Source organism: Streptomyces sp. NPDC091376, from assembly GCF_044757085.1.
Taxonomy (GTDB): domain Bacteria; phylum Actinomycetota; class Actinomycetes; order Streptomycetales; family Streptomycetaceae; genus Streptomyces; species Streptomyces pratisoli.
In genome coordinates this window covers 34,262-60,087 of sequence record NZ_JBIVUF010000021.1, presented here as the reverse complement: position 1 = coordinate 60,087, position 25,826 = coordinate 34,262, and the positions used below count along the sequence as shown (strand labels likewise).

27 protein-coding genes and 4 pseudogenes are annotated in these 25,826 nt (G+C 69.7%); 15 read left to right on the top strand and 16 right to left on the bottom strand.

The genetic code is table 11. The annotated features are described in order from the left end of the window. Positions 1–143: 143 nt before the first annotated feature. Entirely contained in the window at positions 144–1,019 is an 876-nt protein-coding gene (locus ACIQMR_RS32650; protein WP_401395025.1) for an undecaprenyl-diphosphate phosphatase, read from the top strand. A gap of 324 nt (positions 1,020–1,343) precedes the next feature. Here ACIQMR_RS32650 and ACIQMR_RS32645 read toward each other — a convergent pair whose 3' ends face one another. Both ACIQMR_RS32645 and ACIQMR_RS32640 read right to left on the bottom strand, forming a co-directional pair. After that, positions 1,344–1,526, bottom strand: coding sequence for a carbamoyltransferase N-terminal domain-containing protein (locus tag ACIQMR_RS32645; RefSeq protein WP_401395145.1), 183 nt, complete (start codon positions 1,524–1,526; stop codon positions 1,344–1,346). Positions 1,527–1,531: 5 nt separating this feature from the next. Beyond that, positions 1,532–1,912 (bottom strand): carbamoyltransferase N-terminal domain-containing protein, encoded by a 381-nt coding sequence (locus ACIQMR_RS32640; protein WP_401395022.1) that lies wholly within the window; start codon positions 1,910–1,912, stop codon positions 1,532–1,534. Positions 1,913–1,975: 63 nt separating this feature from the next. Here ACIQMR_RS32640 and ACIQMR_RS32635 point away from each other — a divergent pair, with 63 nt between their 5' ends. The 7 genes and pseudogenes from ACIQMR_RS32635 (at position 1,976) to ACIQMR_RS32605 (ending at position 6,173) form a co-directional block, all read left to right on the top strand. Continuing rightward, the gene (locus ACIQMR_RS32635; protein ID WP_401395019.1) at positions 1,976–2,290 is read left to right on the top strand and encodes a hypothetical protein; all 315 of its coding nucleotides are present in this window, start codon (positions 1,976–1,978) and stop codon (positions 2,288–2,290) included. A gap of 222 nt (positions 2,291–2,512) precedes the next feature. Beyond that, positions 2,513–2,738: pseudogene (locus tag ACIQMR_RS32630) on the top strand (aminoglycoside phosphotransferase family protein); the annotation flags it as partial. A 110-nt stretch (positions 2,739–2,848) separates the two neighbouring features. Next, positions 2,849–3,256, top strand: coding sequence for a hypothetical protein (locus ACIQMR_RS32625; protein ID WP_401395016.1), 408 nt, complete (start codon positions 2,849–2,851; stop codon positions 3,254–3,256). Positions 3,257–3,267: 11 nt separating this feature from the next. Further along, a complete protein-coding gene (locus ACIQMR_RS32620; RefSeq protein ID WP_401395013.1) occupies positions 3,268–4,599 on the top strand; it encodes a hypothetical protein in 1,332 nt (443 codons plus the stop codon). A 58-nt stretch (positions 4,600–4,657) separates the two neighbouring features. Further along, positions 4,658–5,155 carry a hypothetical protein gene (locus ACIQMR_RS32615; RefSeq protein WP_401395011.1) on the top strand — a complete coding sequence of 166 codons (498 nt, stop codon included), beginning with the start codon at positions 4,658–4,660 and terminating at the stop codon, positions 5,153–5,155. Positions 5,156–5,214: 59 nt separating this feature from the next. Further along, positions 5,215–5,727, top strand: coding sequence for a hypothetical protein (locus ACIQMR_RS32610; protein WP_401395008.1), 513 nt, complete (start codon positions 5,215–5,217; stop codon positions 5,725–5,727). Positions 5,728–5,819: 92 nt separating this feature from the next. Further along, positions 5,820–6,173, top strand: a complete 354-nt coding sequence (locus tag ACIQMR_RS32605) for a DUF4333 domain-containing protein (RefSeq protein ID WP_401395006.1) — start codon at positions 5,820–5,822, stop codon at positions 6,171–6,173. An 81-nt stretch (positions 6,174–6,254) separates the two neighbouring features. Here the strand turns inward: ACIQMR_RS32605 and ACIQMR_RS32600 are convergent. The 3 genes and pseudogenes from ACIQMR_RS32600 to ACIQMR_RS32590 all read right to left on the bottom strand — a co-directional run. Then, positions 6,255–6,524: pseudogene (locus tag ACIQMR_RS32600) on the bottom strand (3'-5' exonuclease); the annotation flags it as partial. Between the two features lie 76 nt (positions 6,525–6,600). Continuing rightward, a pseudogene (locus ACIQMR_RS32595) lies at positions 6,601–6,750 on the bottom strand (transposase); the annotation flags it as partial. A 160-nt stretch (positions 6,751–6,910) separates the two neighbouring features. Then, a complete protein-coding gene (locus ACIQMR_RS32590; RefSeq protein WP_401395003.1) occupies positions 6,911–7,177 on the bottom strand; it encodes a hypothetical protein in 267 nt (88 codons plus the stop codon). Between the two features lie 439 nt (positions 7,178–7,616). Between ACIQMR_RS32590 and ACIQMR_RS32585 the strand changes: the two are divergent. From ACIQMR_RS32585 to lnt, 4 genes and pseudogenes are all read left to right on the top strand, one after another. Further along, a pseudogene (locus tag ACIQMR_RS32585) lies at positions 7,617–7,748 on the top strand (undecaprenyl-diphosphatase); the annotation flags it as partial. A gap of 104 nt (positions 7,749–7,852) precedes the next feature. After that, complete coding sequence (locus ACIQMR_RS32580) at positions 7,853–9,865, top strand: APC family permease (RefSeq protein WP_401395000.1); 2,013 nt, start codon at positions 7,853–7,855, stop codon at positions 9,863–9,865. Between the two features lie 49 nt (positions 9,866–9,914). Then, positions 9,915–10,376, top strand: coding sequence for a nuclear transport factor 2 family protein (locus tag ACIQMR_RS32575; RefSeq protein ID WP_401394997.1), 462 nt, complete (start codon positions 9,915–9,917; stop codon positions 10,374–10,376). A gap of 72 nt (positions 10,377–10,448) precedes the next feature. Beyond that, positions 10,449–12,056 (top strand): apolipoprotein N-acyltransferase, encoded by a 1,608-nt coding sequence (gene lnt, locus ACIQMR_RS32570; protein WP_401394994.1) that lies wholly within the window; start codon positions 10,449–10,451, stop codon positions 12,054–12,056. Here the strand turns inward: lnt and ACIQMR_RS32565 are convergent. After that, on the bottom strand, positions 11,980–12,885 hold the full coding sequence (locus ACIQMR_RS32565; protein ID WP_401394991.1) for a Gfo/Idh/MocA family protein: 906 nt from the start codon (positions 12,883–12,885) through the stop codon (positions 11,980–11,982). The two genes, lnt and ACIQMR_RS32565, sit on opposite strands and share 77 nt — an antisense overlap. A gap of 287 nt (positions 12,886–13,172) precedes the next feature. Here ACIQMR_RS32565 and ACIQMR_RS32560 point away from each other — a divergent pair, with 287 nt between their 5' ends. Beyond that, a complete protein-coding gene (locus tag ACIQMR_RS32560) occupies positions 13,173–13,682 on the top strand; it encodes a DinB family protein (RefSeq protein WP_401394988.1) in 510 nt (169 codons plus the stop codon). A gap of 19 nt (positions 13,683–13,701) precedes the next feature. Here ACIQMR_RS32560 and ACIQMR_RS32555 read toward each other — a convergent pair whose 3' ends face one another. From ACIQMR_RS32555 to ACIQMR_RS32515, 9 genes are all read right to left on the bottom strand, one after another. After that, positions 13,702–14,175: a hypothetical protein gene (locus ACIQMR_RS32555; protein WP_266376047.1), complete on the bottom strand. Its 474-nt coding sequence runs from the start codon at positions 14,173–14,175 to the stop codon at positions 13,702–13,704. Positions 14,176–14,286: 111 nt separating this feature from the next. Continuing rightward, positions 14,287–14,970 carry a uracil-DNA glycosylase gene (ung, locus tag ACIQMR_RS32550; RefSeq protein WP_401394985.1) on the bottom strand — a complete coding sequence of 228 codons (684 nt, stop codon included), beginning with the start codon at positions 14,968–14,970 and terminating at the stop codon, positions 14,287–14,289. A gap of 100 nt (positions 14,971–15,070) precedes the next feature. After that, positions 15,071–16,651: an ABC transporter substrate-binding protein gene (locus tag ACIQMR_RS32545; RefSeq protein ID WP_401394983.1), complete on the bottom strand. Its 1,581-nt coding sequence runs from the start codon at positions 16,649–16,651 to the stop codon at positions 15,071–15,073. Positions 16,652–16,769: 118 nt separating this feature from the next. Continuing rightward, a complete protein-coding gene (locus tag ACIQMR_RS32540) occupies positions 16,770–17,543 on the bottom strand; it encodes an SDR family oxidoreductase (RefSeq protein WP_401394980.1) in 774 nt (257 codons plus the stop codon). 16 nt (positions 17,544–17,559) lie between these two features. Continuing rightward, a complete protein-coding gene (gene fabG / locus ACIQMR_RS32535) occupies positions 17,560–18,321 on the bottom strand; it encodes a 3-oxoacyl-ACP reductase FabG (RefSeq protein ID WP_401394978.1) in 762 nt (253 codons plus the stop codon). A gap of 230 nt (positions 18,322–18,551) precedes the next feature. After that, positions 18,552–18,935 carry a DUF3037 domain-containing protein gene (locus ACIQMR_RS32530; RefSeq protein WP_358663934.1) on the bottom strand — a complete coding sequence of 128 codons (384 nt, stop codon included), beginning with the start codon at positions 18,933–18,935 and terminating at the stop codon, positions 18,552–18,554. Then, positions 18,932–19,777, bottom strand: a complete 846-nt coding sequence (locus ACIQMR_RS32525) for a HipA family kinase (RefSeq protein WP_401394975.1) — start codon at positions 19,775–19,777, stop codon at positions 18,932–18,934. The genes ACIQMR_RS32530 and ACIQMR_RS32525 overlap by 4 nt, the downstream gene beginning before the upstream one ends. Positions 19,778–19,943: 166 nt before the next feature. Further along, complete coding sequence (locus tag ACIQMR_RS32520; RefSeq protein ID WP_401394973.1) at positions 19,944–20,075, bottom strand: hypothetical protein; 132 nt, start codon at positions 20,073–20,075, stop codon at positions 19,944–19,946. A gap of 490 nt (positions 20,076–20,565) precedes the next feature. Then, complete coding sequence (locus ACIQMR_RS32515) at positions 20,566–20,781, bottom strand: hypothetical protein (RefSeq protein ID WP_401394971.1); 216 nt, start codon at positions 20,779–20,781, stop codon at positions 20,566–20,568. 670 nt (positions 20,782–21,451) lie between these two features. On the opposite strand from ACIQMR_RS32515, the gene ACIQMR_RS32510 reads away from it, so the two are divergent. Together ACIQMR_RS32510 and ACIQMR_RS32505 are read left to right on the top strand one after the other, a co-directional pair. Further along, positions 21,452–21,706: a hypothetical protein gene (locus tag ACIQMR_RS32510; protein WP_401394968.1), complete on the top strand. Its 255-nt coding sequence runs from the start codon at positions 21,452–21,454 to the stop codon at positions 21,704–21,706. Positions 21,707–22,146: 440 nt separating this feature from the next. Then, on the top strand, positions 22,147–24,207 hold the full coding sequence (locus tag ACIQMR_RS32505; protein WP_401394965.1) for a phosphocholine-specific phospholipase C: 2,061 nt from the start codon (positions 22,147–22,149) through the stop codon (positions 24,205–24,207). 226 nt (positions 24,208–24,433) lie between these two features. Here ACIQMR_RS32505 and ACIQMR_RS32500 read toward each other — a convergent pair whose 3' ends face one another. Continuing rightward, on the bottom strand, positions 24,434–25,585 hold the full coding sequence (locus ACIQMR_RS32500; RefSeq protein ID WP_401394962.1) for a hypothetical protein: 1,152 nt from the start codon (positions 25,583–25,585) through the stop codon (positions 24,434–24,436). Positions 25,586–25,826 lie beyond the last annotated feature (241 nt).

Here is a 25,826-nt window from a genome sequence, read left to right as displayed (position 1 = left end):
AGCGCGGAGTTCCCGTACGAGCAGCCCGCCGGACGGCCGGACACCGGCGGGCGCTACGCTGCCACGCGGTGGGCGCATGATCGCGGCCCGTCCCGTACCTTCCGACGTTCCGACCTGACCAGCACTTGGATGGCTTAGCTTTCATGTCGTGGTTCGAATCATTCATCCTCGGGCTCGTCCAGGGGCTGACGGAGTTCCTGCCCATCTCCTCCAGCGCGCATCTGCGTCTCACGGCGGCGTTCGCGGGGTGGCACGACCCCGGTGCCGCCTTCACCGCGATCACCCAGATCGGCACCGAGGCGGCCGTGCTGATCTACTTCCGCAAGGACATCGCGCGCATCGTCTCCGCCTGGTTCCGCTCGCTGACGAACAAGGCGATGCGCGGTGACCACGACGCGCAGATGGGCTGGCTGGTCATCGTCGGCTCCATTCCGATCGGCGTGCTCGGGGTGACGCTCAAGGACCAGATCGAGGGCCCGTTCCGTGACCTGCGGCTGACCGCCACCATGCTCATCGTCATGGGCATCGTCCTCGGCGTCGCCGACCGTCTCGCCGCCCGCGACGAGATCGGCGGGAAGCACCGCGTGGTCCGGGAGCGCAAGTCCCTGAAGGACCTGAGCATCAAGGACGGTCTGATCTACGGCGTCTGCCAGGCGATGGCACTGATCCCCGGCGTCTCGCGCTCAGGAGCCACCATCAGCGGCGGTCTCCTGATGGGCTACACCCGTGAGGCGGCGGCCCGTTACTCGTTCCTGCTGGCGATCCCGGCCGTGCTCGCCTCGGGGCTCTTCGAGCTCAAGGACGCGAGTGAGGGCGGCCATGTGTCGTGGGGCCCGACCGCGTTCGCGACAGTCATCGCGTTCGGCGTCGGTTACGCGGTCATCGCCTGGTTCATGAAGTTCATCTCGACCAAGAGCTTCATGCCGTTCGTCATCTACCGGATCCTGCTCGGCATCCTGCTGTTCGTGCTGGTGGGAGCCGGTGTGCTGAGCCCGCACGCGGGCGAATCCGGCGGCTGAAACCGAGCCACACAGGTAGCGCTACCTAGCATTTCCTAGCTCCTGATTGCAGCACCACGCCATGATCATCTCCCACTTGTCTCCCAACTCATCTCCCACCGGGGAGGCGGGATACGCCCCACTAGGACGTGTGCGTCCGCAAAGCAGGGGATGACGCGGAAGGGCCCGCACAGCAGCAGCTGTGCGGGCCCTTCCGCGTGGCGGCCGGCGCGGGTCAGTCGAGGCTGAGGCGCGCCAGCAGGCCCTGGACACGGCCGGCGAGCGCCTTCTCCGGGTCCGGGCTGATGGTGGCAAGTGCCACTGCGGCCGTCACGATGACGTCGCTCAGCCCCTTCTCGACGAGCCGCCGGCGCGGGCGGTGAGGAAGTCGAGGGTGTAGCGGTCGGGGTTGCCGTAGCCGGCCAGGCCCATGAGCTTGCCGGAGCTGATCCAGTTGCCGAGTCCGAGGTGTTCGGCGACGGTCTCGTAGAACCAGCCCAGCGACTGGCTGAACGGGAACTGGCGCAGGACCTTCAGTCCGTCGGCGGTGCCGTGGCGAGGGTGGCGGAGACGCCGTCGGCGGAGCCGTCGACCACCAGGACGGCGGCCTCGTCGAAGCCGCTGGGCTGGAAGGCGGAGGCGGCGTGCGCGAGGTGGTGCTCGACCACGGTGACCTGCCGGGGCCGGTGGTGGCCGAACAGGGCGGGGTCGAGGAGTTCGGCGATCAGCTCGGCGTCCGTGCAGATGTCGCTCGGCGTAGGCCAGGCCGGGTTGAAGGCGATGGCGATCTCGTCAGCGTCGGCCAGGGTGAAGCCGGCCTCGGACAGGCAGTAGGCCGCGGCCGCCGCGCAGGAGCGGGAGTCCTTGTGGTGCTTGCGGCGGGAGAAGCGCTCCTCCTCGGCGAAGTCGACCACCTTCCCGTCGATGACCAGGCAGGCGGAGAGGTGGAAGCATGGCGCCCGTCCGGTCCACGAACGGTGAACAGGCAGAAGCGGTACTGGTTGTGGACGTCGGGAAAGACCTTCTCCTCGTTCTCCATGTCCAACACCGTCACCAACTGCCGCCGCTCCACCAGATCCCCGAAGAACCGCGACGTCGTCATGTCCGTCGCGATCCCCGTCGGCAGAACAAGCCCCGACATGCCCTTCGGCGCGAGCAGCATCCGGGCGCGCTCAGCGAACACCGCGTACGCATTGACGTCGCCGCGTCCGGTGAGCGGGAAGATGCCGGAGTTGCGGAGCATCAGCGTCGTACCTGCCGCCTCGCGCAGCGCCACCTGGAAGTCGTCGTAGTGCTCGCGGTCGACGGCGTCCTCGCTCTGCTGAAGCGCCGCGATGAGCTTCTTGCGTTCGTGGGCGTTCAGCGCGTCGGCGACGGTCTCGTCGCGGGAGGCGAAGCACTCCTTCTCCTGGATCTTGGCGCGCTCCCAGGGCGGGTTGCCGAGGATGCAGTCAAAACCGCCCTGCCAGCAGGTGTCCGGGTTGTGGTCGTCGTCTTCGTCGTTCTCGACGCGGATCTCCCGCGACCGGTACGGCCTGCCCGCGGCGTCGTACGACGCGTTCACCGCGGCCTATGGCTGGGACGTCCACACCTGGGAGGGCTGTCGCGGTCCTGCGCGGAGCCCGCGAGACGACGAGCTGCGCGTGGGTCTCCCAGCACGCCCCGGCAAACCCGAAGGCGCCGGCGGAGTTCCGCCGCCGGGTGGCTTCGCTGCGCGAGGCCGATCCCGAGGTCCGCTGATACCCCTTCTGAACGACCTGGGGGGGTGCAGTTCCGGTGAGCGGTGATCGTTCCGTACTATGCCTCCTGGCTGTGAGGCCGAACAGGTGCGATTGCAAAGGGGGTTGCCCATGGAAACCGGAGAAGGCGGCGAGCAGAAGCTCGCAAGCTCGGCGAGCGACAAGAAACGCGCGACGAAGTACATGGAAGAACATCTGATGCCCGACACCCAGGCGGCCGGTCGCATGGCGGTCGGCGGTGGATCCGTGCGGACTCCCTTCCTCGCCCCGTCGGCGGCTCCCCCGAGCCCCCTGCTGAAGCAGGACACCGGGCTGAAGGGGCTCTCCGGCTGGGCCTCGGACCAGGGCGTCTCCGACGCGCTGGGCGCTTGGCAGGGGCAGGCGAACCGACTGATGGGCCGGTTGCAGCATGAGCTCAACGGGCTCAAGGGCGCGAAGAACATCCTCCACAACCAGGACCTCGCCACCGGCACTCAGGCCAGCTCCATACGGCTCCCCAGCAGCTTCGACGGGATGTGACGGGCACCACCATGACGCTGAACTATCAGGACGTGGTGACGGCCGATCTGTCCTCCTTCACGGACGTGGCCGGGGCGTGGAAGAAGATGGGCGAGCGCTTCGGTGAGCTGAAGACCAATTACGAGCAGAACGTGCAAGGCGTGCTGGCCAACGGGAACTGGCAGGGCCAGGCCTTCAGCGCCCAGCAGAACAACGCCGCGGCCACCGCCTTCGAGTTCGGGGCGGCGAAGACCGAGGCACTGGCCATCGCCAGCCTCCTCACGGACGCACAGACCGAGCTGACCCGCCTGCAGAAGGCGGTCAAGGACCTGGTCGAGGACGCAGAGAAGAAGGAATACAAGGTCGACAGCGCCGGGAAGGCGACCTTCGTCGGCTACGACAACCTCTCCACGCAGGAGCGGTACGTCTTCCAGCACGACGCCGACCACACTCGCCTGCTGGCCGACGCCCGGGTGAAGGCGCAGGGCTGGACCGACGAGATAGCCAAGGCGGTCAAGGCCGTCGACGCCGCCGACCAGAGCGTGAAGCGGGCGCTGTCCCGCGCGACGAGCGATGTTTCGCTGGACGGTATCGGCATCGGCGGGTTCAACACCCGGGCCGAGGGCGATCTGGCGAAGGCCGGTAAGCCGGACCCCAAGCCCGGCAAGAAGGACGGATGGGTCTCCGAGACCGACTCCGAGGCCTCGGGGCCAGGAGTCGGGACGGACGCCAGCGGTCCGAACATCGGGAAGGGGAAGCTGGCCGAGGCCGAGGCGCACGCCGACCTCGGCCGCGCCAAGGCGGAGGGCACGCTCACCAACGGTCCGGTCAAGCTGGCCGGAGAAGCCGAAGCCTATGCGGGCGCCAAGGCCTCGGCGGCCGCCGGCATCACCAATGAGGGCGCCCAGGCCGAGGCCAATGCCTTCGCGGGCGGCGAGGCTTCGGCCAACGGCACCGCCGACGTCGGCACCGTCGGCGTGTACAGTCGGGCGGAGACCATGGCGGGCGCCGAGGCCGGGGTCAACGCGCAAGCGGGTCTGGACGGCGTGCAGCTGGGCGCCGAGGCCTTCGCCGGCGCGAAGGCCAGCGCCGGCGCGGGCGCGGACATCGGTGGAATCGGCGCGGGTGTCACGGCCGAGGGCTGGGCGGGTCCCGGCGCGGAGGCGAGTCTGAACGCGAGCAAGGACGCCAACGGCGTATGGCACTTCGGTCCGAAGGTGGGCCTTTCGCCCGGCCTCGGTGGCGCCGTGGGCTTCGAGTTCACCGTCGATCCGGGAAAGGTCGTCGATACCGTGGGCGACGCGGCCGGGGCCGTGGGCGATGCGGCGGGTTGGGTAGGAGACGGGATCGGCAGCGTGTTCTGACGCCCGCCACCGCGGACGCGCTGCCGTAAGCACACCGTCGCCGTAAGGAGAAACCGGGATGACCACCACCCTGCCTGTACCGATCGCGTTCGAACTGCCGGACGGCTGGCGCGCCACACCGCCGGACGGAGTGGGCGCGGCGGGCGCGGCGTTCGTCGCCCTGCACCCGCATCCGGATGCGGGATTCACCGCGAACATCACGGTCGACGGCGAGTTCCGCTCGGACGCGGCGACGCTCCCCGAGATCGCCGACGAATCGGTGGAGAACCTGCGCAGGTCCGCCGCGTCGGTCGACATCGCCGAACGCCGCGAGGTCGGTTCCGAGGAGGCTCCCGGCCTCACCCAGACCCTGGCCGTCTCGGCCGTCGCCGGGGGCGCGCTCCGCAACCTCGTGCAGTCGCAGGTCTACCTGTCCATGCTCGACGTCACCGATCCGAGCAGGCGGGCGGTGATCCGTCTGATCCTGACGGTGACCGCCTCCCAGCACAGCACCGTCGTGGAGGACTTCCGGGACTTCGTGCGCACGGTCCGCCCGGACACTGACGCGACCTCGTAGGGCGTCCGCCGGAACAGCCCTTCTTGCAGCGACAATCCGACCCCTCATAGGTTGACCTCATGGGATTCTTCGACATGCTGACCGGAACCAAGCGCCCCGAGGCCGGGGTCGCGCCACGATCGGCCGAGGAGTTGCGGACAGCTCTGCTCGGTCTCAACCGGCCGGATGTCCCGTTCATCATCAGCGACGGCGCGGCGCACGGCGCCGATCTGGTGGCGGAGTGGCGGATCGCCGAGCCCGCCTGGCAGACCTTCTTCATCGGGTCCCAGCTGACGCACGCCATCCGGATCCGGATGCGTCTGGCCGAGGACGTCCCCGAGCTGCGTGCCGTCGAGGAGCAGTGGGAGGTCACCCGCGTCGGGAATCCTCCGCGGCTCCAGACTTCGGCGGAGTACGCCCGCGGCGGGGGCAGGACCGTCTCCCGCCGGTACACCCTCCAGCGGGGGGAGAGCGGCCGCCTCGAAGCGACCGAGTCTTTCAGCTTCGACAGCGCGCAGCTGACGGACCCCCTGCGGAACACCACCCTCAAGTCGGGCTGGACCTGGCGCGGAGTGATCTTCGGCAAGCTCTGAGCGGCCCGTCGGCACTCTCCGGCGACATGCCGGCGGCACGGTGCCACGTATGCTTCCGGCGACTGTCCTGATCACTCGAAATGGAGCTCCCCATGCCCATAGCCCGCTTGACCGCAGTGACGTGGAGCCTCTCGGCCGTGGCCGCCGGCGCGCTGCTCGTCGGCTGTTCGGGCTCGGTCAGCGTCGGAAACTCGGAGCCGAAGCTGTCTTCGGACAAGCTCGCCACGACGGTCTCCGAAAAGCTCGCGGCCACCACGGGCCAGCCGAAGCCGGACATCACCTGTCCCGAGGAGCTCGCCGGGAAGGTCGGCGCCACCACCCGCTGCACTCTCACGGCAAACGACGGCAGCACGCTGGGCGTGTCGGTCAAGGTCACCTCGGTCGAGGGGAAGCAGATCAACTTCGACATCAAGGCCGACGACGCGGCTTCCCCGGCCCCGAACTGACACCCTGGCCTCCTCGGCCACGGCGTCGGATCATCTTCTCCGAGGGACAGGCTGTCTCCCGGAATGCGCTCACCGGAACGGTCATCGCTTCCGGGGGATGAGCGGCCAGGCCGGCTCGACGACTGCAGCCGGATCCGCCGTGCGCCGCAGATAGGCCTGCAAGGACAGCGACTGCTCGGCTGCCGCAGCCACCTGAAGGCCGTGCAGGTCCTCCAGGGGCATCACTCCGACAGGCTGGTGTTTCTCCCCCATGCGCCGCACCACGCGTGCGGCGGCCACGGCGTCCGCCCTCGCGTCATGCGCGTCGTTGAGCGACAGCCCTTAGTGGGCGCACAGCGCATGGAGTGCCCGCGGTGAAGTCCCGCCGCACGAAGTCCGGGGCCGCCGGCCGTTTGCCGGGCCGGGTCAGCCCGCGCCGTCGGCGCACCTTCCGCCCCGCCAGCCCGATCTCGGCCATCAGACGGGCGACGGTGTTCACCGACACCCTCCAGCCCGCGCGGACCAGGGGACGCCCGACCTTCGGGGAACCGTAGGTGCCGCCGGAGTCCTCGAAGATCTGCCGGACCACGTCGGCCATCTGTCCGCGCCGGACCTCACGCGCAGTGGCGGGCTCGTCGCGCCACTTGAGAACCAGGACTCCGACACCCTGAGAGCTCTGCAGGCCGGCCGGTGCGGGATGCGGTGCTCGGTCCTCTGGTTACAGATGAACACGGCCAGGGCGGCCGGGTCCGTCCCGGTTACTTCGCCCAGAGGACCATGCATCGCTTGAGGACATCACGTTCCATCTCCAGCTCGCGTATCCGCGTGTCCTTCTCCGACATCTCCCGCCGCAGCCGCTCCAACTCGGCACGCTCGGCCTCGCGGACGCCCTGCAACGTCAGGCGTTCTGCACACTGCCGATCTCGCCCGGCGCCCGCCGCTACTACGACAAGCAACGAGCCCGGGACCTGAACTACAACCCCGCCCTTCGCCAGCTCGGCAACCGCCCCGTCGGCATCCTCCACGGCTGCCTCAAGGCCCGCACCCTCTGCAACAAGGCCACCGCCTGGTCACACCACGCAACTCTCCCAGCCGCAGCTTGACACCACTACGGCATGGGATGTCTGACAGCCGGACCCCGACCCGACGAAGACCAGAACGGAGGGAACCCGCAGTCTCCGGGCCCGTGGAACCCGGCGCAGCCGCAGCGACACGCGACGACCTCGCCCGACACTCTCGGGACAAACTGGGTTGAACTGATCGCCTCAAGAAACAGCGATCACCACTGACGCATCGAGGCTGACCATGGAGCAGGAGATCGCCGATTCGCTGCAAACCAGGTGGCTGCGCTTCGTGGCCGGCGAGGGAGAGCACTCGAAAGTGCCATCTCCCACTGCTCTCCCATTCAATCTTGAAGAGTGGTCGAAACAGCAGGTCAGAGCCGCTCAGAACCTCGATTTGAACTGGTTCATGAAGTTCATCTCGACCAAGAGCTTCATGCCGTTCGTCATCTACCGGATCCTGCTCGGCATCCTGATCTTCGCACTCGTCGGCACGGACGTGCTGAGCCCGCATGCGGGAGAGTCCGGGAGCTGACCTCCGGTCGGCGTTCCCCCGGCCGGCCCATGACGCACCCGGCCCCGGCGCGCAACGGCGCGGCGGGGCCGGACCCGGCCGGGTCCCCCACATACGCTCACGCCGTGTTCAACGTGACGGCGGTCCTGAAACGGCTGGTCATCGGCCCCGCGCTGCGCAGCGAGGAACTGGGCGGGACCCTGCTTCCCAAACGGCTGGCGCTGCCGATCTTCGCCTCCGACCCGCTCTCCTCGGTGGCCTACGCCACCCAGGAGATCCTCCTGGTCCTCACCCTCGGCGGCCTGGCCTACCTGCACTTCACCCCGTGGATCGCGGCCGCGGTCGTGTTCCTGATGACCGTCGTCGTGCTCTCGTACCGCCAGGTGGTGCACGCCTACCCGAGCGGCGGCGGCTCGTACGAGGTCGCGTCCACCAATCTGGGCCCCTCCGCCGGTCTCGTGGTCGCCGCCGCGCTGCTGGTCGACTACGTCATGACCGTCGCGGTGTCGGTGGCCTCCGGGGTGGACAACATCATCTCGGCGATCCCGGAACTCGCCGAGTACCGCGTGCTGATGGCGCTGGTCTTCGTGGGCCTGCTGACCGCGATGAACCTCCGCGGCGTGCGCGAGTCCGGCCGGGCCTTCGCCGCACCGACGTATCTGTTCATCGCCGGCGTACTGATCATGTGCGGCACGGGACTGCTCCGCTATCTGCTCGGGGACGCCCCGGTGGCCGAGACCGCCCAGTACGGCATCGAGCCCGACCCCGCGGACGCCGACCTCGTCGGTCTCGCGCTGGTGATGCTGGTCCTGCGGGCCTTCTCCAGCGGCTGTACGGCGCTGACCGGAGTGGAGGCGATCTCCAACGGGGTACCGGCCTTCCGCAAGCCGAAGTCGCGGAACGCCGCCACCACCATGGCCGCCATGGGCCTCATCGCCGTGACCATGTTCGTCGGGGTGACGACGCTCGCGATCATCGCGAAGGTGCACATCGCCGAGGACCCCTGCCGGTTGTCGGGCCTGGCCGACTGCGCGAACTACACGCAGCGCACCGTCATCGCACAGCTGGCCGCCTCCGTCTTCGGCGGCAGCTCCAGCTTCGGCTTCTACTACGTCCAGGCCGCCACGGCGCTCGTCCTGATCCTCGCCGCCAACACCGCATACAACGGCTTCCCGTTGCTCGCCTCGATCCTCGCCCAGCACCGCTACCTGCCCCGCCAGCTGCACAACCGCGGTGACCGGCTGGCCTTCTCCAACGGCATCCTGGCCCTCGCGGTCGTCGCCGGACTGCTGCTGTGGGCGTACAAGGCGAACGTCACGAGCCTCATCCACCTGTACATCCTGGGTGTGTTCACCTCCTTCACGCTCTCCCAGACCGGAATGGTCCGGCACTGGAACCGGGAGCTGCGCACGGAGACCGATCCCGTCCTGCGCCGCCGCCACGGCGTCGCCCGGGTCATCAACGCGACCGGCGCGCTCATCACGGCCCTGGTCCTGGTGATCGTGCTGCTCACCAAGTTCACCCAAGGTGCCTGGCTGGCGGTGCTCGCCGCCGCCGTGCTGTGGGTGAACATGCGGGCCATCCGCCGGCACTACGACACCACGGCGGCCGAACTGGCGACCACCGACCCGCGCCGCGATCTGGCGCCTCCCTCCAGGGTCCTGGGCATCGTGCTGGTCTCCACCCTGCACAAGCCCACGCTGCGGGCCCTGGCGTACGCGCGTGCGCTGCGGCCGGACCGGCTGGAGGCGCTGACCGTCGCCGTCGACAGGGCTGCCTCGGCGGAACTGCAGCGGAAGTGGGAGGAGTACGGGATCGAGGTGCCGCTGAAGGTCCTCGACTCGCCCTATCGGGAGATCACCGCCTCTGTCCTCGTGTACGTGCGTTCCATCCGGCGCGAGAGCCCCCGCGATGTGGTCGCCGTCTTCATCCCCGAGTACGTCGTGGGCCACTGGTGGGAGAACTTCCTGCACAACCAGTCGGCGCTGTGGCTGAAGAGCCGGCTGCTGTTCACCCCCGGGGTCATGGTGACGAGCGTCCCCTGGCAGCTCAGCTCCTCCGCCCACGCGGACCATCCGGCGGCCCGCGCCCCCGGCGCGGTCCGCCGCGGCGAACCGGCCTCGCACTCCCGGCGCTGACCCTGCGTGGACCCTTGGCGTGGCGCGCCCGCTGACCCACACTTGGCCGATGACGCAGCGCGTGGATCTCGCGACCGTGATGGACCGGCTGGCCATCGATGAAGTGATCACCGGATACGCGGTGGCCGTGGACGACGCAGACTGGACCGGGTACCGGGCCCTCTTCACCCCTGACGGACGCGCCGACTACCGCGGCGCCGGCGGCATCGAGGGGCCTGCGGAGGAGGTGGCCGGCTGGCTGGCGGAGACGATGCGGCTGTTCCCCGTACGCCAGCACCTGATCGTGAACCGGCGGGTGCATCTTCAGGACCTCGGCGGGTACCCGGGCGACCGGGCCGAGGCGCAGGCCGACTACGTGAACCCTATGCGGCTGGAGTCGGGCGAGGACTTCGTGTCCGGCGGACGGTACGCGTTCGCGCTGGCGCGTGCGGACGGTGGCTGGCGACTGCGCTCGGTGACAGTGCTGGAGAAATGGCGGCAGGCCGCGTTCCTGGCGACTGCCGCTGAATGATCGACGTCGCCTGTCCCGGGCCGCGCGGCTCCTTCACACTGGAGACAGACACTGCTCTCGGGGAGGCGCCGCATGCGGATTCCGGTGGGCCGGCGGGAGTGGCCGACCAGGCTGTCGTCGTCCCCGTGGTGGCGTGGCGCGGCCGCGGTGACGGCCGGTGCGCTGCCCGCGCTCGCCTTCCCCGATCCCGGGCTGTGGTGGTTCGCCTACCTCGCGCTCGTGCCGTGGCTGCTGCTGATCCGTACGGCTCCCACGGGCCGGCGGGCCGCCCTCGACGGCTGGCTCGGCGGGACCGGATTCATGATCGCCGTGCATCACTGGCTGCTGCCGAACCTCCATGTCTTCCTCGTCGTCGTGGCGGCGCTGCTCGCGCTGCTCTGGGCACCCTGGGGGTGGCTGGTCCGTTCGCTGCTGGGCGGAACGCCGTCGGCGGCGCGCGCGACCGCCGCGCTCGCCGCTGTGCCGTCGGGCTGGCTGATGGTCGAACTCGTCAGGTCCTGGGAGGGGTTGGGCGGCCCATGGGGGCTGCTCGGCGCGAGCCAGTGGCAGGTCTCCCCGGCACTGCGGCTCGCCTCGGTGGGCGGGGTGTGGCTGGTGAGCCTGCTGGTCGTCGCGGTGAACACGGCGGTGACCGTCCTGCTCGCCGTGCCCTCGGCGCGTGTCCCCGCGGTCGCGGGCGGCTGCGCCTGTGCGGTGGCCGCGGGTGCGGTGTGGCTGTGGTCGCCGCGGCCGGAGCGGGCGGGCCAGGTGATCCGGGTCGCCGTCGTACAGCCCGGAGTCATCAACGGCGTCGGCGGTGCGGAGCGGCGCTTCGCGCGCGGTGAGGAGCTGACCCGGCAGTTGGCCGGGCAGCGGCCGGACCTCGTGGTGTGGGGCGAGAGCAGCGTCGGCGCGGATCTCGTCACGCGGCCGGATCTCGCGGCACGGCTCGCCGCCCTGTCGCGTGAGGTGGGCGCCGACGTCCTGGTCAACGTGGACGCCCGGCGCTCGGACCGGCCCGGGATCTTCAAGAGCAGCGTCCTCGTGGGTCCGGACGGTCCGACCGGGGACCGCTACGACAAGATGCGGCTGGTGCCGTTCGGCGAGTACGTACCGGCGCGTGCCGTGCTCGGCTGGGCCACGTCGGTGGGCAAGGCGGCGGGCGAGGACCGGATGCGCGGCAGCCGCCAGGTCGTCATGGTGCTGCCCGGCGGGAAGGACCGCGCCGGGCTGCGGATGGGTCCGCTGGTGTGCTTCGAGTCCGCGTTCCCCGACATGAGCAGGAGGCTCGCCCGGAGCGGCGCCCAGCTTCTCGTGGCGCAGTCCGCGACCTCGACGTTCCAGAACAGCTGGGCGCCCGAGCAGCACGCCTCGCTGGCGGCGCTGCGGGCGGCGGAGACGGGCCGGCCGATGGTGCACGCCACGCTGACGGGTGTGAGCGCGGTGTACGGGCCGGAGGGTGAGCGGGTCGGCGGCCGGCTCGGTACGGACGCGAGTACCGCGGCCGTCTACGACATCCCGCTCGCCCGTGGCACGACGCCGTACGTACGGTCCGGCGACTGGGCGGTGTACGGCGCGCTGGCGGTGCTGGCCGTGCTGTGCGCGGCCGAGGGGCTGCGCGCCCTCAGGAGGCCTGCTCCAGAGCCTCCCGCACCACCCGCTCACACAGTTCATGGGTCGCCAGTGCGTCCTGGGCGCTGAGGAACTTGTCGGCGCGTACGGCGTCGAGGAAGGCGAGCACGGCCGCTTCGATGCCGCGCTGGCGTGCCACCGGTACCCAGTCACCGCGCCGCCGTACGCTCGGCTGGCCCTTGTGGTCGATGACCTCCGCGAGGTTGACGACCTCCCGCTTGGTGTCCTGTCCGGACACTTCGAGGATCTCCTCGGTCGAGCCGTTCAGCCTGTTCATCATGCCGATGGCGGTGAATCCGTCGCCGGACAGCTGGAGCACGACGTGGTGCATGAGACCGTCGCGGACCCGGGCCCGTACATCGGTGTGCTCGACCGGACCGGGGAGCAGGAAGCGCAGGGTGTCGACGACGTGGATGAAGTCGTCGAGGACGAGGGTGCGGGGGTCTTCGGGGAGTCCGACCCGGTTCTTGCGCATGAGGATCAGCTCGCGCGGATGCTCCAGGCACTGCGCGTAACCGGGGGCGAAGCGGCGGTTGAAGCCGACTGCGAGGCTGGTGCCCGTCCGCTCGGACAGCTCCACCAGGCGCTGTGAGTCGGCGAGTTCGTAGGCGATCGGCTTGTCGACGTACGTCGGGACGCCGGCCTCCAGGAGCCGGGTGACCAGCTCGGGGTGGACGGTGGTGGGGGCGTGCACGAAGGCGGCGGCCAGCCCCTGGGCGAGCAGCGAGTCCAGCGTGGTGTGGCAGCGGTCGCCCGGGATGTGGTGAGCCGCGGCGACCCGGTCCAGCGTGGCGGTCGTCCGGGTGTGCAGATGCAGCTCGACGCCCGGCCGGGTGGTGAGCACCGGCAGATAGGCCTTCTGCGCGATGTCTCCGAGCCCGATGCAGCCGACCTTCACGTGGGCCTCCCTGTCAGGTGATCGCGGCGTCGTCGTCCGCGCCGTTCCGGCAGCATACGTGTGCCGGGGCGGGCGCCGGTCGGCGATGCCGTCGAAGCCGCGCAGCACGAGGCCGGGTCCGAGCCGGGAGACGGCCGCGACGAGGGTGTTGCGGACGGGAGCCGGCCGCTGCGCCGCTCCGCAGGGCCCTGTGGCCCGTCATGGTGGCCCGGCCGGCGATCACCATGGTGCGGTCCGTCCGTGAATCGTCTGGCGGCAAGGAGCGCGCGTCGCCGAGGATGTGAGGCATGACCACAACCGAACGGACCTACCCGCCCACCACCGCCGGCGAGCGGGAGACGCTGGAGGGCTGGCTCGAATTCCACCGCGAGACCCTCGCCCAGAAGTGCGCCGGGCTCGACGACGAACAGCTGAGGCAGGCATCGGCCCCGCCGTCGGAGCTCAGCCTGCTCGGGCTGGTACGGCACATGGCCGACGTCGAGCGGACCTGGTTCCGCGTGGTCCTCGCGGCGGAGCACGCCCCACCGCTCTACTTCAGCGAGGACGACCCCGACGGGGAGTTCCATCTGTCCGCCGACGACACCTGGGAGGCCGCGAACAGCGCGTGGCAGGCAGAGATCGCACACGCCCGCGAGCTGTCCGCGCCGAGGTCCCTGGACGACGTGTCCGCCGCGAAGCGTCACGACCGGCAGTTCAGTCTGCGCTGGATCTACGTCCACATGATCGAGGAGTACGCCCGGCACAACGGGCACGCCGATCTGCTCAGGGAGCGCATCGACGGCGCGACGGGCGTCTGAACCACCCTCCGGGCCCGCGTCACTGCTCGGACAGCCGCCGGTCCAGGCGGTCGATCGCCGCGCGCACCCCGTCGCCGTAACCGTCGTCCCCGAGAGCGCCCGAGGCCGCCCGCGCACGATCCAGATGGACGCGCGCGGCCTCGGGCCGCTGGAGCTTCACATAGTCCGCGGCGAGATTCAGATGGAGCGACGGATACAGGCCGCGCACGGCCACAGCGGCGTCGTGCTGCGCCAGCCGCTCGTCCGTCAGCGCCTCCGCCGCCGCCAGCGCCCGCAGGTCCCAGGCGAGCTCGTCGCCGGGGTCGTCCTGGGTGTCCGCCAGATAGTGGGCGAGGGTGCAGCGGTGCAGGGGATCACCGTCCTCCCCGATCTGCGCCCACAGCTCGGCGAAACGGTTGCGTGCCTCCTCACGGTCGCCGCCGTGGAGCAGCATGATCGCCTGCCCGATCCTGGTCATGAGCGCGTCCTCGGACGCCTCCTGCTGCTCCACCACTACGGCCCTCCCGGCTGTGACCTGCGTCGGCCCGACGCTAACCGTCGTGGGCGGCATTCCGGCACAGGCTCGGGCACGGGCCCGAACCTGTCAGCCAGGTGCGCCACATCGTCAGCCCAGGTCGGGGATGCGCCAGTCGACGGCGTCATGCCCCTGAGCCGCCACCGCTTCGTTGATCCGGGTGAACGGGCGGGAGCCGAAGAACTTCTTCGCGGACAGCGGAGAGGGGTGGGCGCCCTTCACCACGACATGCCGCGTCTCGTCGATCAGCGGCAGCTTCTTCTGCGCGTAATTGCCCCACAGGACGAAGACCGCCGGGTCGGGCCGCGTCGCCACGGCGCTGATCACCGCGTCGGTGAACTTCTCCCAGCCCTTGCCCTTGTGGGAGTTGGCCTCGCCCGACCGGACCGTCAGCACCGCGTTGAGCAGGAGGACACCCTGCTGGGCCCACGGCATCAGATAGCCGTTGTCCGGCACCGGAAGGCCCAGCTCCTCCTGCATCTCCTTGTAGATGTTCCGCAGGGAGGGCGGGGTCTTGACGCCGGGGCGCACCGAGAAGCAGAGCCCGTGGCCCTGTCCTTCACCGTGGTACGGATCCTGGCCGAGGACCAGCACCTTCACCCGGTCGTAGGGCGTGGCGTCCAGCGCCGCGAAGACCTCCTCGCGGGGCGGGTACACCGGCCCCCTGGCGCGCTCGTCCTCGACGAAGTCGACGAGCTCCTTGAAGTACGGCTTCTGGAGCTCTTCGCCGAGGACGCCGCGCCAGGACTCGGGCAGCATGTCGGTGTCGGTCACGTCAACAACCTCCGGTGTGCGATCAGTTCTCGACCACAGAACCTACCTGCGGCCACTGACAATCACTCCGGCCGGCCGCCGCACGCGGAGGCGGCCGCCGCTACCAGCTGGTCTGCCGGTGCAGCTCCCACATCTGCATGACCGTCTGGGGATCCAGGGCCCGCTCGCCGCCCGCGATCTCCTCGCTCGACGCGACGTAGAGCTTGCCCTGCCACAGGGGCAGCAGCCGCACGTCGTCCACGAGGATCGACTGGGCCCGCTGGAACTCCTTCGACACCGCCCCGCGGTCGCTCTTCTGCCTCGTCAGCGGCAGCAGCTGCTGGGTGATCTCCGGGCTTTCGTACGGGGTGCCCAGCACGTTGTTCTTGCCGACGAAGGGCGCGATGAAGTTGTCCGGGTCGGGGAAGTCCGGGAACCAGCCTCGCCCGAAGACGGGGTACTGACCGGTCTTGTACCCCTCCTGGAACTCCTTCCAGGGCTTGCTCTGGAGCGTGACCTTGAACAGGTCCGACTCTTCCAGCTGGCGCTTCAGCTCCGCGAACTCCGGAGCCGTCGACGAGCCGTACCGGTCGGTGGTGAACCAGAACGTCAGCTGGACGGGAGTGTCGATCCCCGCGTCCTTGAGAATCTCGCGCGCCTTGGGGACGTCCGGCTCGCCGTACTTGTCGAAGAAGCCGGTCGTGTGGCCGGCGATGCCCTTGGGGACCATCGAGTACAGCGGCTCGGCGGTGCCCTGGTACACCTTGGCGACCAGCGCGCCGCGGTCGACGACCTGGGCGATCGCCTGCCGGACCGGGAGCTTGCTGACGGACGGGTCCTTCGGGTTGAACACCAGGTAGCGGATGTCGGCGCCGGTGGTCTCGACGAGCTGGAGGCCCTCGTTCGCCTTCTTCTTCGCCTGGAGGTCGACGACCTCCTCGGCGGTGAGACCGCGGTAGGTGGCGTCGATCTCCTTCCGCTTGAGCGCCGCCACCATCGCTTCGGATTCCTTGAAGTAGCGGATGGTCACGCCGTCGTTCTTGCGGTCGGCGAAGCCGTTGTACCGGGTGTTCTTCTTCAGCTCCGCCTGCTGGCCCTCCTGGTACGACTGGAGGGTGTACGGGCCGGAGCCGGTGACCTTGCCGTCCTCACGGAGCTTGGCCGCCGGATACTCGGCAGGGTCGACGAGGGACATGGCCGGCGTGGCGAGTATGAACGGGAAGGTGGCGTCCGGCTTGGTCAGATGGAAGGTGACGGTCCGGTCGTCCTCCTTCTCCACATCGCGAAGCGACCCGAGCAGCCCGTTGGGACCGCCGACGACATCGATCTTCTGAATACGGTCGATGGAGTGCTTGACAGCGGCCGCGTCCAGGGGATGACCGTTGGAGAATGTCAGGCCTTCACGAAGTTTGCACTGGAAAGCCGTATTGGTAGGGTCGGTGAACTTGCACCCCTCCGCCGCATCCGGCTGCGGGCTGGTGCTTCCGGTGGGGAAGCTCAGAAGGGTCTGGAAGACATTCCGGTACAGCTCCCAGGAGCCGTCCCACGCGGCGGCCGGATCGAGTGTGCTGGGTGCACTCGTCGTACCGACCACTATCTGCTGCGCCCCATCGACGTCGTCGTCCGAAAACAGACTGCATCCCGCCACCAGGGATATGGACGCAAGGGCTGCAGCCGCCTGCAGCATCGTCCGGTTGAACACGTGCACGCTCCTCGTTCAGCCATGGGTCGGCGAACCATACCGCAGTGCCCCACCGGATCAACGCGGAGGTCCGGTGGGGCACTTGAGTAAATCCTGAGCCATTCAGGCACAAACCGGCTCAGTGGACTCCGGCATTCAGGAAAATACCGCCGTCGACGACAAGTGTCTGCCCCGTGATCCAGTCGGATTGGTCGGAGGTGAGAAACGCCGCCGTTCCTCCGACGTCCGACGGAACGCCGAGCCGGCCCAGCGGATAGGCGGCCGCCGCCTCGGCCTCGCGGCCCTCGTAGAGCGCCTCGGCGAATTTGGTCTTGATCACGGCGGGCGCGATCGCGTTGACCCGGACGACCGGCGCGAATTCGTGCGCCAGCTGCAGGGTCAGGTTGACCATCGCGGCCTTGCTCATGCCGTACGCCCCGATGAAGGGCGACGCGGAGACGCCGGCGACGGACGCGATGTTCACGATCGCACCGCCGTTCTCCTTCTGCCAGGCCTTCCAGGTCTGCTGGGCGAAGCCGAGCGCCGAGATCACGTTCGTCTCGTAGACCTTGCGGGCCACGTTGAGGTCCAGCTCGGCCATGGGGCCGAAGACCGGGTTGGTGCCGGCGTTGTTGACGAGGAAGTCGACGCGGCCGAACGCCTCCATGGTGCGCTCGACGGCGATCGCCTGATGTGCCTCGTCGTGGGCCTTGCCCGCGACGGCGATCACCCGGTCGGCGCCGAGGGTCTCGACGGCCTCCTTGAGCGCCTCCTCGCCGCGTCCGGTGATGCAGACCCGGTCGCCGCGCGCCACGAAGGCCTGCGCGACGCCGTAGCCGATGCCGCGGCTGCCACCCGTCACCAGGGCCACCTTGCCCGACAGCGGGGGAAGCTCCTGCTCCTGTGCGGTCATGTCGGTCCCCTCCCGATCAGTTGAGCGGGCCGCCGGCCACGTACATGACCTGGCCGGAGATGAAGCCGGCGTCGTCCCCCGTGAAGAAGGCGATGGCGTTGGCCACGTCCTCGGGCCTGCCGACCCGCTGCACGGGGATCTGGGTGGCGGCGGCGGCCTGGAACTCCTCGAAGCCCATGCCGACACGGGCGGCGGTCTGCGCGGTCATCTCGGTGACGATGAAGCCGGGCGCGACGGCGTTGGCGGTGACGCCGAACTTGCCGAGTTCCTTGGCGAGGGTCTTGGTGAAGCCCTGCAGGCCCGCCTTGACGGCGGAGTAGTTCGCCTGGCCGCGATTGCCGAGGGCGGAGCTCGAGGAGAGCGAGACGATCCGGCCGAAGCCCGCGTCCACCATGTGCTTCTGACAGGCCTTGGCCATCAGGAACGCGCCCTTGAGGTGCACGTTCATCACGATGTCCCAGTCGGACTCGCTCATCTTGAAGAGCAGGTTGTCGCGGAGCACGCCCGCGTTGTTGACGAGGATCGTCGGCGCGCCGAGCTCGGCGGCGACACGCGCCACGGCGGCCTCGACCTGGGCGGAGTCCGAGACGTCGCAGCCGACGGCGATGGCCTGTCCGCCGGCCGAGGTGATCTTCTCAACGGTGTCCTTGCAGGCCGCCTCGTCGAGGTCGAGTACGGCGACGGCACGGCCCTCGGCCGCAAGGCGCAGGGCGGTCGCGGCACCGATGCCGCGCGCCGCTCCCGTCACGATCGCGACGCGCTGCTCTGTGGTGGACATGGTTGGTTCTCCTCGTCCTCGGATCCCTTGGATACGGCTCGCCCGGCACCGCCCGTCGGCTCCACCCCGCCAGGGGTGAGCGACCGCTTAGTACCTTCAGCAGACGAGACGCTAGAAGCCCTGGCACCCGGTGTCAACGTGCACCCGTCGTTCTGAGGCCCGGTTCACCTCCGGGGCGCTCGCCCCGGAGGTGAGCACCCGCCGGCGCGCCGCCGTCAGCGCACCGACAGTCAGCGCACCAACAGGTCGAGCAGCCGCTCGACCTCGGCCTCCGGATCGGCGGTCAGTCCGGTGTGCACGGGTCCGGGCTGGACGACCGTGGAGCGCGGGGCGATCAGCCAGCGGAAACGCCGGCCCGCGTCGTCCCGGGCCGCCTGGCCGGCGTCGTCGCCGCCCCGGCAGACACCCTCCACCGCGTGGAGCGCCGCCCGTACACCGGTGATGTCGGCCTCCGGATCCAGCACCCTCAGCTTCGCCTCGTCCAGATGGGTACGGGCGGCCACGAAGGACCTGGCGCGGCAGTAGACCACCACGCCCGCGTTGAAGCACTCACCGCGCTCGACGCGCGGGACGACCCGCAGCAGGGCGTACTCGAAGACGTCGCGGTCGCTCACTGGTCCCCGCCCTTCTTGGTCGGGTGCGGCCAGGGGGCGAGGTGGTCGGTCAGCCAGCCGGGCGCCTGCGAGGGCCGGGTCCGGGAGGGCGCGCTCAGCGTGATCCGTTCGTGGATGTCCGCCGCACGCGGCAGCAGGGCATCCACATAGGCGCGGCGGAGCGCGTCCGTGGAGTCGAAGCCGGGCTCGTCGACGAGCCACTCGTCCGGGACGTCCGTGGCGACCTCGGTCAGCAGGTCTTCGGTGACGAGCGGCGCCAGCTCGGCGGCGGCCGCGGCGATGTCGGGCCGGAACGGCGCCAGGGCGTGGTCGGAGGCGTCGTACGGCTTCGCGGCCGACGCCTGCGCGCCGGGCCAGTTGTGGTGCCAGATCATGGTGGCGCCGTGGTCGATCAGCCACAGGTCGCCGTGCCAGACGAGCATGTTGGGGTTGCGCCAGGAGCGGTCGACGTTGTTGATGAGCGCGTCGAACCAGACCACCCGGCCCGCCTCCGCGGAGTCCACCTCGTACGCGAGCGGGTCGAAGCCGATCGAGCCGGGCAGGAAGTCCATGCCGAGGTTGAGGCCGCCGCTGGCCTTGAGCAGCTCCTGCACCTCCTGGTCGGGCTCCGAGAGCCCGATGACCGGGTCGAGCTGGATCTGCACGAGATCGGGGACCCGAAGTCCCAGCCGCCGCCCGAGCTGCCCGCAGATGACCTCGGCGACCAGCGTCTTCCGGCCCTGCCCCGCCCCGGTGAACTTCATGACGTACGTACCGAGATCGTCGGCCTCGACGATGCCCGGGAGCGAGCCGCCTTCACGCAGGGGCGTGACGTAGCGGGTCGCTGTGACCTCTGTCAGCATTTCCCCAGGTTATACGGGTGGCCTCCCTGCCAATCCACGGACAAGCCAAGCACCGCCTGCATCCGGGGACGGATTCCCGGACGGATTCCCCTGCCACCGCCCGAGCTGCCCCATGCACGGGCCGGGAGAGAAGAGTCCCGGAGCAGCGGGGCGGAGCGAGCGGGGACTACTGAGGCACAGGGCCCGACCCGATCAACTCCATCGTCCAGCCCTGGCCGTTGAAGTGGATGTTGACGACGAGTGCCTCACCTGTACGGCCGTCGGGCAAGCCGACGACCATCGGTGAGTCGACAGCCATTCGGGGCGTGAACCCTTCGGGTGCCTCCTCCTGTCTGAACGTCGTGGCTCCCGCCCAGGCGGGACCGCCCTCGCCGGGCGGGCTTTCCGCCAGTTGCACGCGATCAAAAGGCACCCCGCCGATGACAGCAGGCCCGGTGTACGCGAACTGTGGAACCATCACGCTGACGACCCCCTCGGGACAGGACTGCGGCGCCACTTCACGGCAGACCGCCATTGCCGTTCCTGCCGTGTACCCCGTGCCAGGGAGGACACTCGGCGCGCCTGCCACGGGCGTGAAGAGTTGCGGTACAGACCTGCACGGTCCGCTGCATCGGCTGCTCCACGATCCGGCTGCGCTCGGCCGTCCTTCCGGAGCATCCAGGGGACTCCACGACGCCGTCGTCAGCTGAGACGGCTCTCCGGGCAGTCACTTCGAGTGACTGCCCGGAGATCGACAGACTGGGCGGAGCCGCTCTACGCCGACGGGCTATGGGCGGCAGTTGTCCGCATCACCACCCGTTGTCGTCGTCGTAGTCGTCGTCATCGTCATCGTCATCGTCGCCGTAACCACCACCGTGGTCGTAGCCGTTGGACGAGTAGCTGGACCCGTGGTCCCATGAGGCCCAGCTCTGCGCACTGGCGGCGCCGGCGCTCGCGAAGGCGAGGGCGATCGTGGCGAACAGAACGGCGAGCAGACGGCTGACCCTGGACACGCTCGTATGCATGATGCTCCCCTTTCCGGGGATGACGAAGATCTTCTCGCAGGCCCGGAAGCCGCGGAACTCAACGCGCTGCACGAGAGCTTGCGCGAGAGATTGATTCGCGGCCCATGTCTGGTGCTCTGTAACCCAAACCCGAGACTGCCGCTTGGCCGTTCGGGCCGCGATCTCGATCGGTCGCGATCCCCGACTGGCTCCGAGACGGCCGCACATCCATCCGAATGGCGGCGCATGCGCAAGTCGTCCCTGTTTGCACCAACGCGGCCCCAGCCTAAGCGCGAGGACGGAATGAAGTCAAACAGTAAATATTAGGCAAATCGGACGCCTGTTGACACGGCGGCAACGTCCACGCCCGGCGCGGCGCGGGATACGTGCGTCATTCCCCAGCGGCTGCGCCGCGGCTCGCAGTGGCCGACCTCGTGCGCCTACGCGAAGCCGGCTGCCCCGGCCGCCCCGCGTTCCACAGTGCGCGCCAGGCTCGGAGGCGTCATCCTGCAGCTCGCCCGGGCAGCCGACTCCCGCTCCGCCAGAAGCTCATCACCAACGGCACCCGCCACCTCCACCGTTGCGACCAGCGAGGCGCCATCTCCACCGCACCGCAGCCGAGTTCACGCCCGACCCGACCACAGCCCACCGCTCGCACCGGCTACGCCGACGGCTGCCGAGAGTGTCCCGCATGAAAGGGCGCTGTGACCTCTGCCAGCATGTCACCCGGTCATGCGGGCGGGCTCCCTGGCGACTGACCGGTGCCGGAGCGAACCCCGGGCCGCTCCGGCCGAACAGCGCGGAACTGTCCACCGACAACGGCGCGTTCAAGGCGGCACGCACCGGGACGGAGGCCGACTTCCGCATCGTCCTCGCGGCCGGCAAGGGAACGCCGTCCACGGCGGTGGCCGACGGAAGCACCGTCAGCCTCGCCCGCACACCGTAGGACCTCGACAGCCTCGGGGACCACCGCCCGGCCGGGACACGAGAGAGCAGCCCACCGGCGCGTGAACTGCAGTGATCACAGGGCGCTCGGCCGAAGGGGATCCGGTCGCCGACACGGGCCGGAGTCAGGCTCCGCGGCGATCGTTCACGCGCCCCTCGCTGCCGAGTGCCCATCAGCCGTCAGCAGTGTGTGCGTATCTGTGCGGTTGAGCGCTCGTCCGTTGACCGCCCCGTGGTGGTGACCCATCATCTCCACCGGGCCGGAGCGCTCTCCGGCTGCCCATGGCCGCGGTGGGCATCAACGGTGGCGCCGGGCGGAACAGCGTTCCGTTCTCCGGCTGTACGGCCGCGTATCAGACAGGGACCGCCGTCCATTCGCCCGGTGCGGCTGTCCTTGGGGCACCCCTCGACTCCCCCCTCACCCGGAGAGGTCATCACTCCATGACAGAACTCAATCGCCGCAGGTTCCTGCAGATCGCCGGGGGTACCGCCGCTGCCGCGATGCTGAACGAGAGCATCGCGCGGGCCGCCGCCATCCGGGCCGAAGTGTCCAGCGGCACGATCCAGGACGTCGAGCACATCGTCGTCCTCATGCAGGAGAACCGGTCGTTCGACCAGTACTTCGGGGCGATGAAGGGCGTACGGGGCTTCGGTGACCCGCGGCCGGTCCTCCAGGACAACGGCAAGTCGGTCTTCTACCAGTCCAACGGAACGAAGGACATCCTCCCCTTCAACCCGCAGGTCACCAACTTGGGCCTGCAGTTCGTCGAGGGGCTCAACCACGACTGGGCCGGGGGCCACCAGGCGTACAACAACGGTAAGTACAACAAGTGGGTGCCGGCCAAGACCGCAACGACCATGGCGTACATGAGCCGGAAGGACATCCCCTTCCACTACGCCCTCGCGGATGCCTTCACCGTGTGCGACGCCTACCATTGCTCCTTCATCGGCGCCACGGACCCGAACCGCTACTACATGTGGTCCGGCCATACCGGCAACGACGGCACCGGAGGCGGCCCGGTCCTCGACAACAAGGAGGCCGGGTACGGCTGGAAGACGTACCCCGAGCGCCTGGAGGCCGCCGGAGTGTCGTGGAAGGTCTACCAGGACATAGGCGACGGCCTCAACGCCGCCGGGTCCTGGGGCTGGATCAACGACGCCTTCCGCGGCAACTACGGTGACAACTCGCTGCTGTACTTCAACAGTTACCGCAATGCCCAGCCCGGCAGCCCACTGTACGAGAAGGCCCGCACCGGCACCGACGTCAAGGCGGGCGGCGGCTACTTCGACCGCCTGCGCGCCGATGTGGCGAGCGGCAGTCTGCCGCAGGTCTCGTGGATCGCCGCACCGGAGGCCTTCAGCGAGCACCCGAACTGGCCCGTGAACTTCGGCGCCTGGTACATCTCCCAGGTCCTGAACGCGCTGACCTCCAACCCCGCGGTATGGGCGAAGACGGCGCTCTTCATCACCTACGACGAGAACGACGGCTTCTTCGACCACGTCGTTCCCCCGTATCCGCCGGCATCCGCCGCGTGGGGCCTGTCGACGGCGGACGTCTCGAAGGACCTGTACCCCGGTGGCAGCGGCTTCGCGGCCGGACCCTACGGCCTCGGCCCGCGCGTCCCGATGATCGTGGTCTCCCCCTGGAGCAAGGGCGGCTACGTCTGCTCCGAGACCTTCGACCACACCTCGGTCATCCGCTTCATGGAGAAGCGCTTCGGGGTGCAGGAGCCCAACATCTCCCCGTGGCGCCGCGCGGTGTGCGGTGACCTGACCTCTGCCTTCGACTTCAGCCGGGCGGACGCCTCCCCCGCCGCGCTCCCGTCGACCGCCGGCTACGTCCCGCCGGACCACGACCGCCACCCGTCCTACCATCCGGTGACGCCGGCCACGGGCACCTTGCCGAAGCAGGAATCCGGCTCCAAGCCGACCCGGCCCCTCGGCTACAGCCCCTACGCCGACGGGACGCGCAACGTCACCACGGGCAAGTTCACCCTGACCTTCTCCAGCGGACCCGCCCTCGGCGCCCACTTCCACATCACCTCCGGCAACCGCACGGACGGCCCCTGGCCCTACACCGTCGAGGCGGGCAAGACGCTCTCCGACACCTGGAGCACCAGCGCCGCCACCGGCAACCAGATCAACCTCACCGTGTGGGGCCCCAACGGCTTCCTGCGCACCTGGAAAGGTCCCACGATGCAGGCCGGGCCCGAAGTCACGGCCCGCCACGTCGTCTCCAACGGCAACCTGGCCCTGACCCTGACCAACCCCGGCACGACCGCGGTCAACCTCACCGTGTCCAACGCCTACGGCGGCACCGCCCAGACCTTCAGGGTCAACCCCGGCGCCACCGTCTCCCACACGGTGAACCTGCTCGCCACGGGCCGCTGGTACGACGTCAAGGTCGTCTCCGACGTGGACACGACCTTCCTGCGCCGTTTCGCCGGCCACGTGGAAACGGGGGCTCCGGGCGTTTCCGACCCGGCGATCAAGACCGTCTGACCGGGTCCCTCGGGATACGTGGCAGCCGCGTTCGCCCGCCCGTCGGCCGAGGCCGGCGGGCGCAGCGGTCGTCACGCTGCGCGTCGGCCCTCGGCGCCCCGCTCGGCAAGGGACGCGACGCGGTGGCACGGTGCGCCTTCGCGATCATGCCGGCGTGCAGGCCCGATCGCACTCCCGACCGGGCTCGGGCACGGTCGTGCGAAGGGTGGCACCACACCGTGCCGTGCTACTTCTGCGGGTCCCGGAAGCGGCCGAACGCCTTCGTGAGGGCGCTCAGCGGCGAGCCGTCCGCCTTGGCCTGGCCCGGCACGGCGGGCCGGGGCACGCCGTCGCCTCCGGTCACCTCGGCCAGCGCGGCCTGCGCCGCCTCGGCCGCCTCTCGGTACAGGTCACGGGAGTTCGTCATGGCGTCGAGCGCCTCGGCGTACTTGGTGACCATGCCCAGGGCGTGGGCCAGCTCCTCGTCCGGGGTGAGCAGGTGCCAGCCCTGGCGCAGCCTCGTCAGGGCTCGCTCGGCGTCGGCCGGCAGCGGCCGCGGCAGTGCGGCGAACTCCTTCACCCTGTCGATCAGTTCGGTCGGTTCCGAGCCGTCCAGGAAGACACTGCGCACCGTGAAGCGGTCCGCGTCGTATCCCGGGCCCTGAGGCGCCGTGGGCAGGACGACCGCGCCGCCGCGCGGCATCCGGACGCTCAGCTCCCGCTTCATCGCGTAGTCGACGATCTGTGCTTGCTCGGGCGTGCCCCGGTGCTCGACCACCCTGTGCCGCAGGCTCGGCGGCAGGAACGCCGAGACCGGCTGCTGGCCCCTCGCGTCGGGCGTCATCGCCTCGTGCACCACGACATGGATGAACCAGCTGTCCCGGGCGCAGTCGCGCAGCCGCCGGCGCAGCTCGTCGTCGTCCTTCGGCAGGTGGTTCGTCGTCCGCAGGCGCACGCCCGGCACGGTGTCGTGATCCCACGCGACCCGGTCGCTGTCGGGCCAGAACATGGTGGCGGGCGAGGGCCAGTGCGCGGCCCACGCCCGCTCCGCCTTCGCCGCGAGGACCCAGGTGACGCCCTCGCTGTCCTTGCGGCGGGCCTCGGCGTCGTACGTGGTCAGCTGTGCCCGCACCGTGACGTCGTCGGCCACGCGCCAGCGGGCCTCGAAGAGGCGGCGGGCCGCCGGGCCGGGGTCCGCGGACTCGTCGCGCGGGTACAGGACGGTGGAGCGGGCGGCCTCGACGGGGTCGAGGTCCCGGAAGTCGTCGAGCACCCCGGCCGACGTGAGAGCGATCAGGTTGCGCCGGACGTCCTGCTCGGGCTCGGGCCCGAGGTGGCGCCCGCGCCCCAGCCACACGGTGTCGGGGACGGTGGTCGAGGAGCTGCTGTTCTTGGCCATGGAGTCGTTCTGTGGGTGATCGGAGCCCGACCAGTATGGTCCATGGGCCTGGCGAGGGAAGCAGTACCCCGTCCACGGTCGACCACTCCCGAAGGGCCGTACGCAGAGTTCGAAGGGAATGCCCTGTGAGCGATCCTGCACGAGCCGGATCGGCGCGCCGCGGGACACGCCCGTCGCACAGGCACCGTCGTCAACGTGGCCCTGACCTCCTGACCTCCTGACCTCCTGAGCACGGGCCACG

What these genes read in the sequence shown, in the direction of transcription:
- ACIQMR_RS32540 (WP_401394980.1), bottom strand. Translation starts at nt 17,543, where the DNA reads ATGACCGCACAGGAGCAGGAGCTTCCCCCGCTGTCGGGCAAGGTGGCC.
- ACIQMR_RS32500 (WP_401394962.1), bottom strand. Translation starts at nt 25,585, where the DNA reads ATGGCCAAGAACAGCAGCTCCTCGACCACCGTCCCCGACACCGTGTGG.
- ACIQMR_RS32515 (WP_401394971.1), bottom strand. Translation starts at nt 20,781, where the DNA reads ATGCATACGAGCGTGTCCAGGGTCAGCCGTCTGCTCGCCGTTCTGTTC.
- lnt (WP_401394994.1), top strand. Translation starts at nt 10,449, where the DNA reads ATGCGGATTCCGGTGGGCCGGCGGGAGTGGCCGACCAGGCTGTCGTCG.
- ACIQMR_RS32575 (WP_401394997.1), top strand. Translation starts at nt 9,915, where the DNA reads ATGACGCAGCGCGTGGATCTCGCGACCGTGATGGACCGGCTGGCCATC.
- ACIQMR_RS32610 (WP_401395008.1), top strand. Translation starts at nt 5,215, where the DNA reads ATGGGATTCTTCGACATGCTGACCGGAACCAAGCGCCCCGAGGCCGGG.
- ACIQMR_RS32560 (WP_401394988.1), top strand. Translation starts at nt 13,173, where the DNA reads ATGACCACAACCGAACGGACCTACCCGCCCACCACCGCCGGCGAGCGG.
- ACIQMR_RS32650 (WP_401395025.1), top strand. Translation starts at nt 144, where the DNA reads ATGTCGTGGTTCGAATCATTCATCCTCGGGCTCGTCCAGGGGCTGACG.
- fabG (WP_401394978.1), bottom strand. Translation starts at nt 18,321, where the DNA reads ATGTCCACCACAGAGCAGCGCGTCGCGATCGTGACGGGAGCGGCGCGC.
- ACIQMR_RS32520 (WP_401394973.1), bottom strand. Translation starts at nt 20,075, where the DNA reads ATGGCTGTCGACTCACCGATGGTCGTCGGCTTGCCCGACGGCCGTACA.
- ACIQMR_RS32625 (WP_401395016.1), top strand. Translation starts at nt 2,849, where the DNA reads ATGGAAACCGGAGAAGGCGGCGAGCAGAAGCTCGCAAGCTCGGCGAGC.
- ACIQMR_RS32605 (WP_401395006.1), top strand. Translation starts at nt 5,820, where the DNA reads ATGCCCATAGCCCGCTTGACCGCAGTGACGTGGAGCCTCTCGGCCGTG.
- ACIQMR_RS32615 (WP_401395011.1), top strand. Translation starts at nt 4,658, where the DNA reads ATGACCACCACCCTGCCTGTACCGATCGCGTTCGAACTGCCGGACGGC.
- ACIQMR_RS32525 (WP_401394975.1), bottom strand. Translation starts at nt 19,777, where the DNA reads ATGCTGACAGAGGTCACAGCGACCCGCTACGTCACGCCCCTGCGTGAA.
- ACIQMR_RS32505 (WP_401394965.1), top strand. Translation starts at nt 22,147, where the DNA reads ATGACAGAACTCAATCGCCGCAGGTTCCTGCAGATCGCCGGGGGTACC.
- ACIQMR_RS32620 (WP_401395013.1), top strand. Translation starts at nt 3,268, where the DNA reads ATGACGCTGAACTATCAGGACGTGGTGACGGCCGATCTGTCCTCCTTC.
- ACIQMR_RS32510 (WP_401394968.1), top strand. Translation starts at nt 21,452, where the DNA reads ATGAAAGGGCGCTGTGACCTCTGCCAGCATGTCACCCGGTCATGCGGG.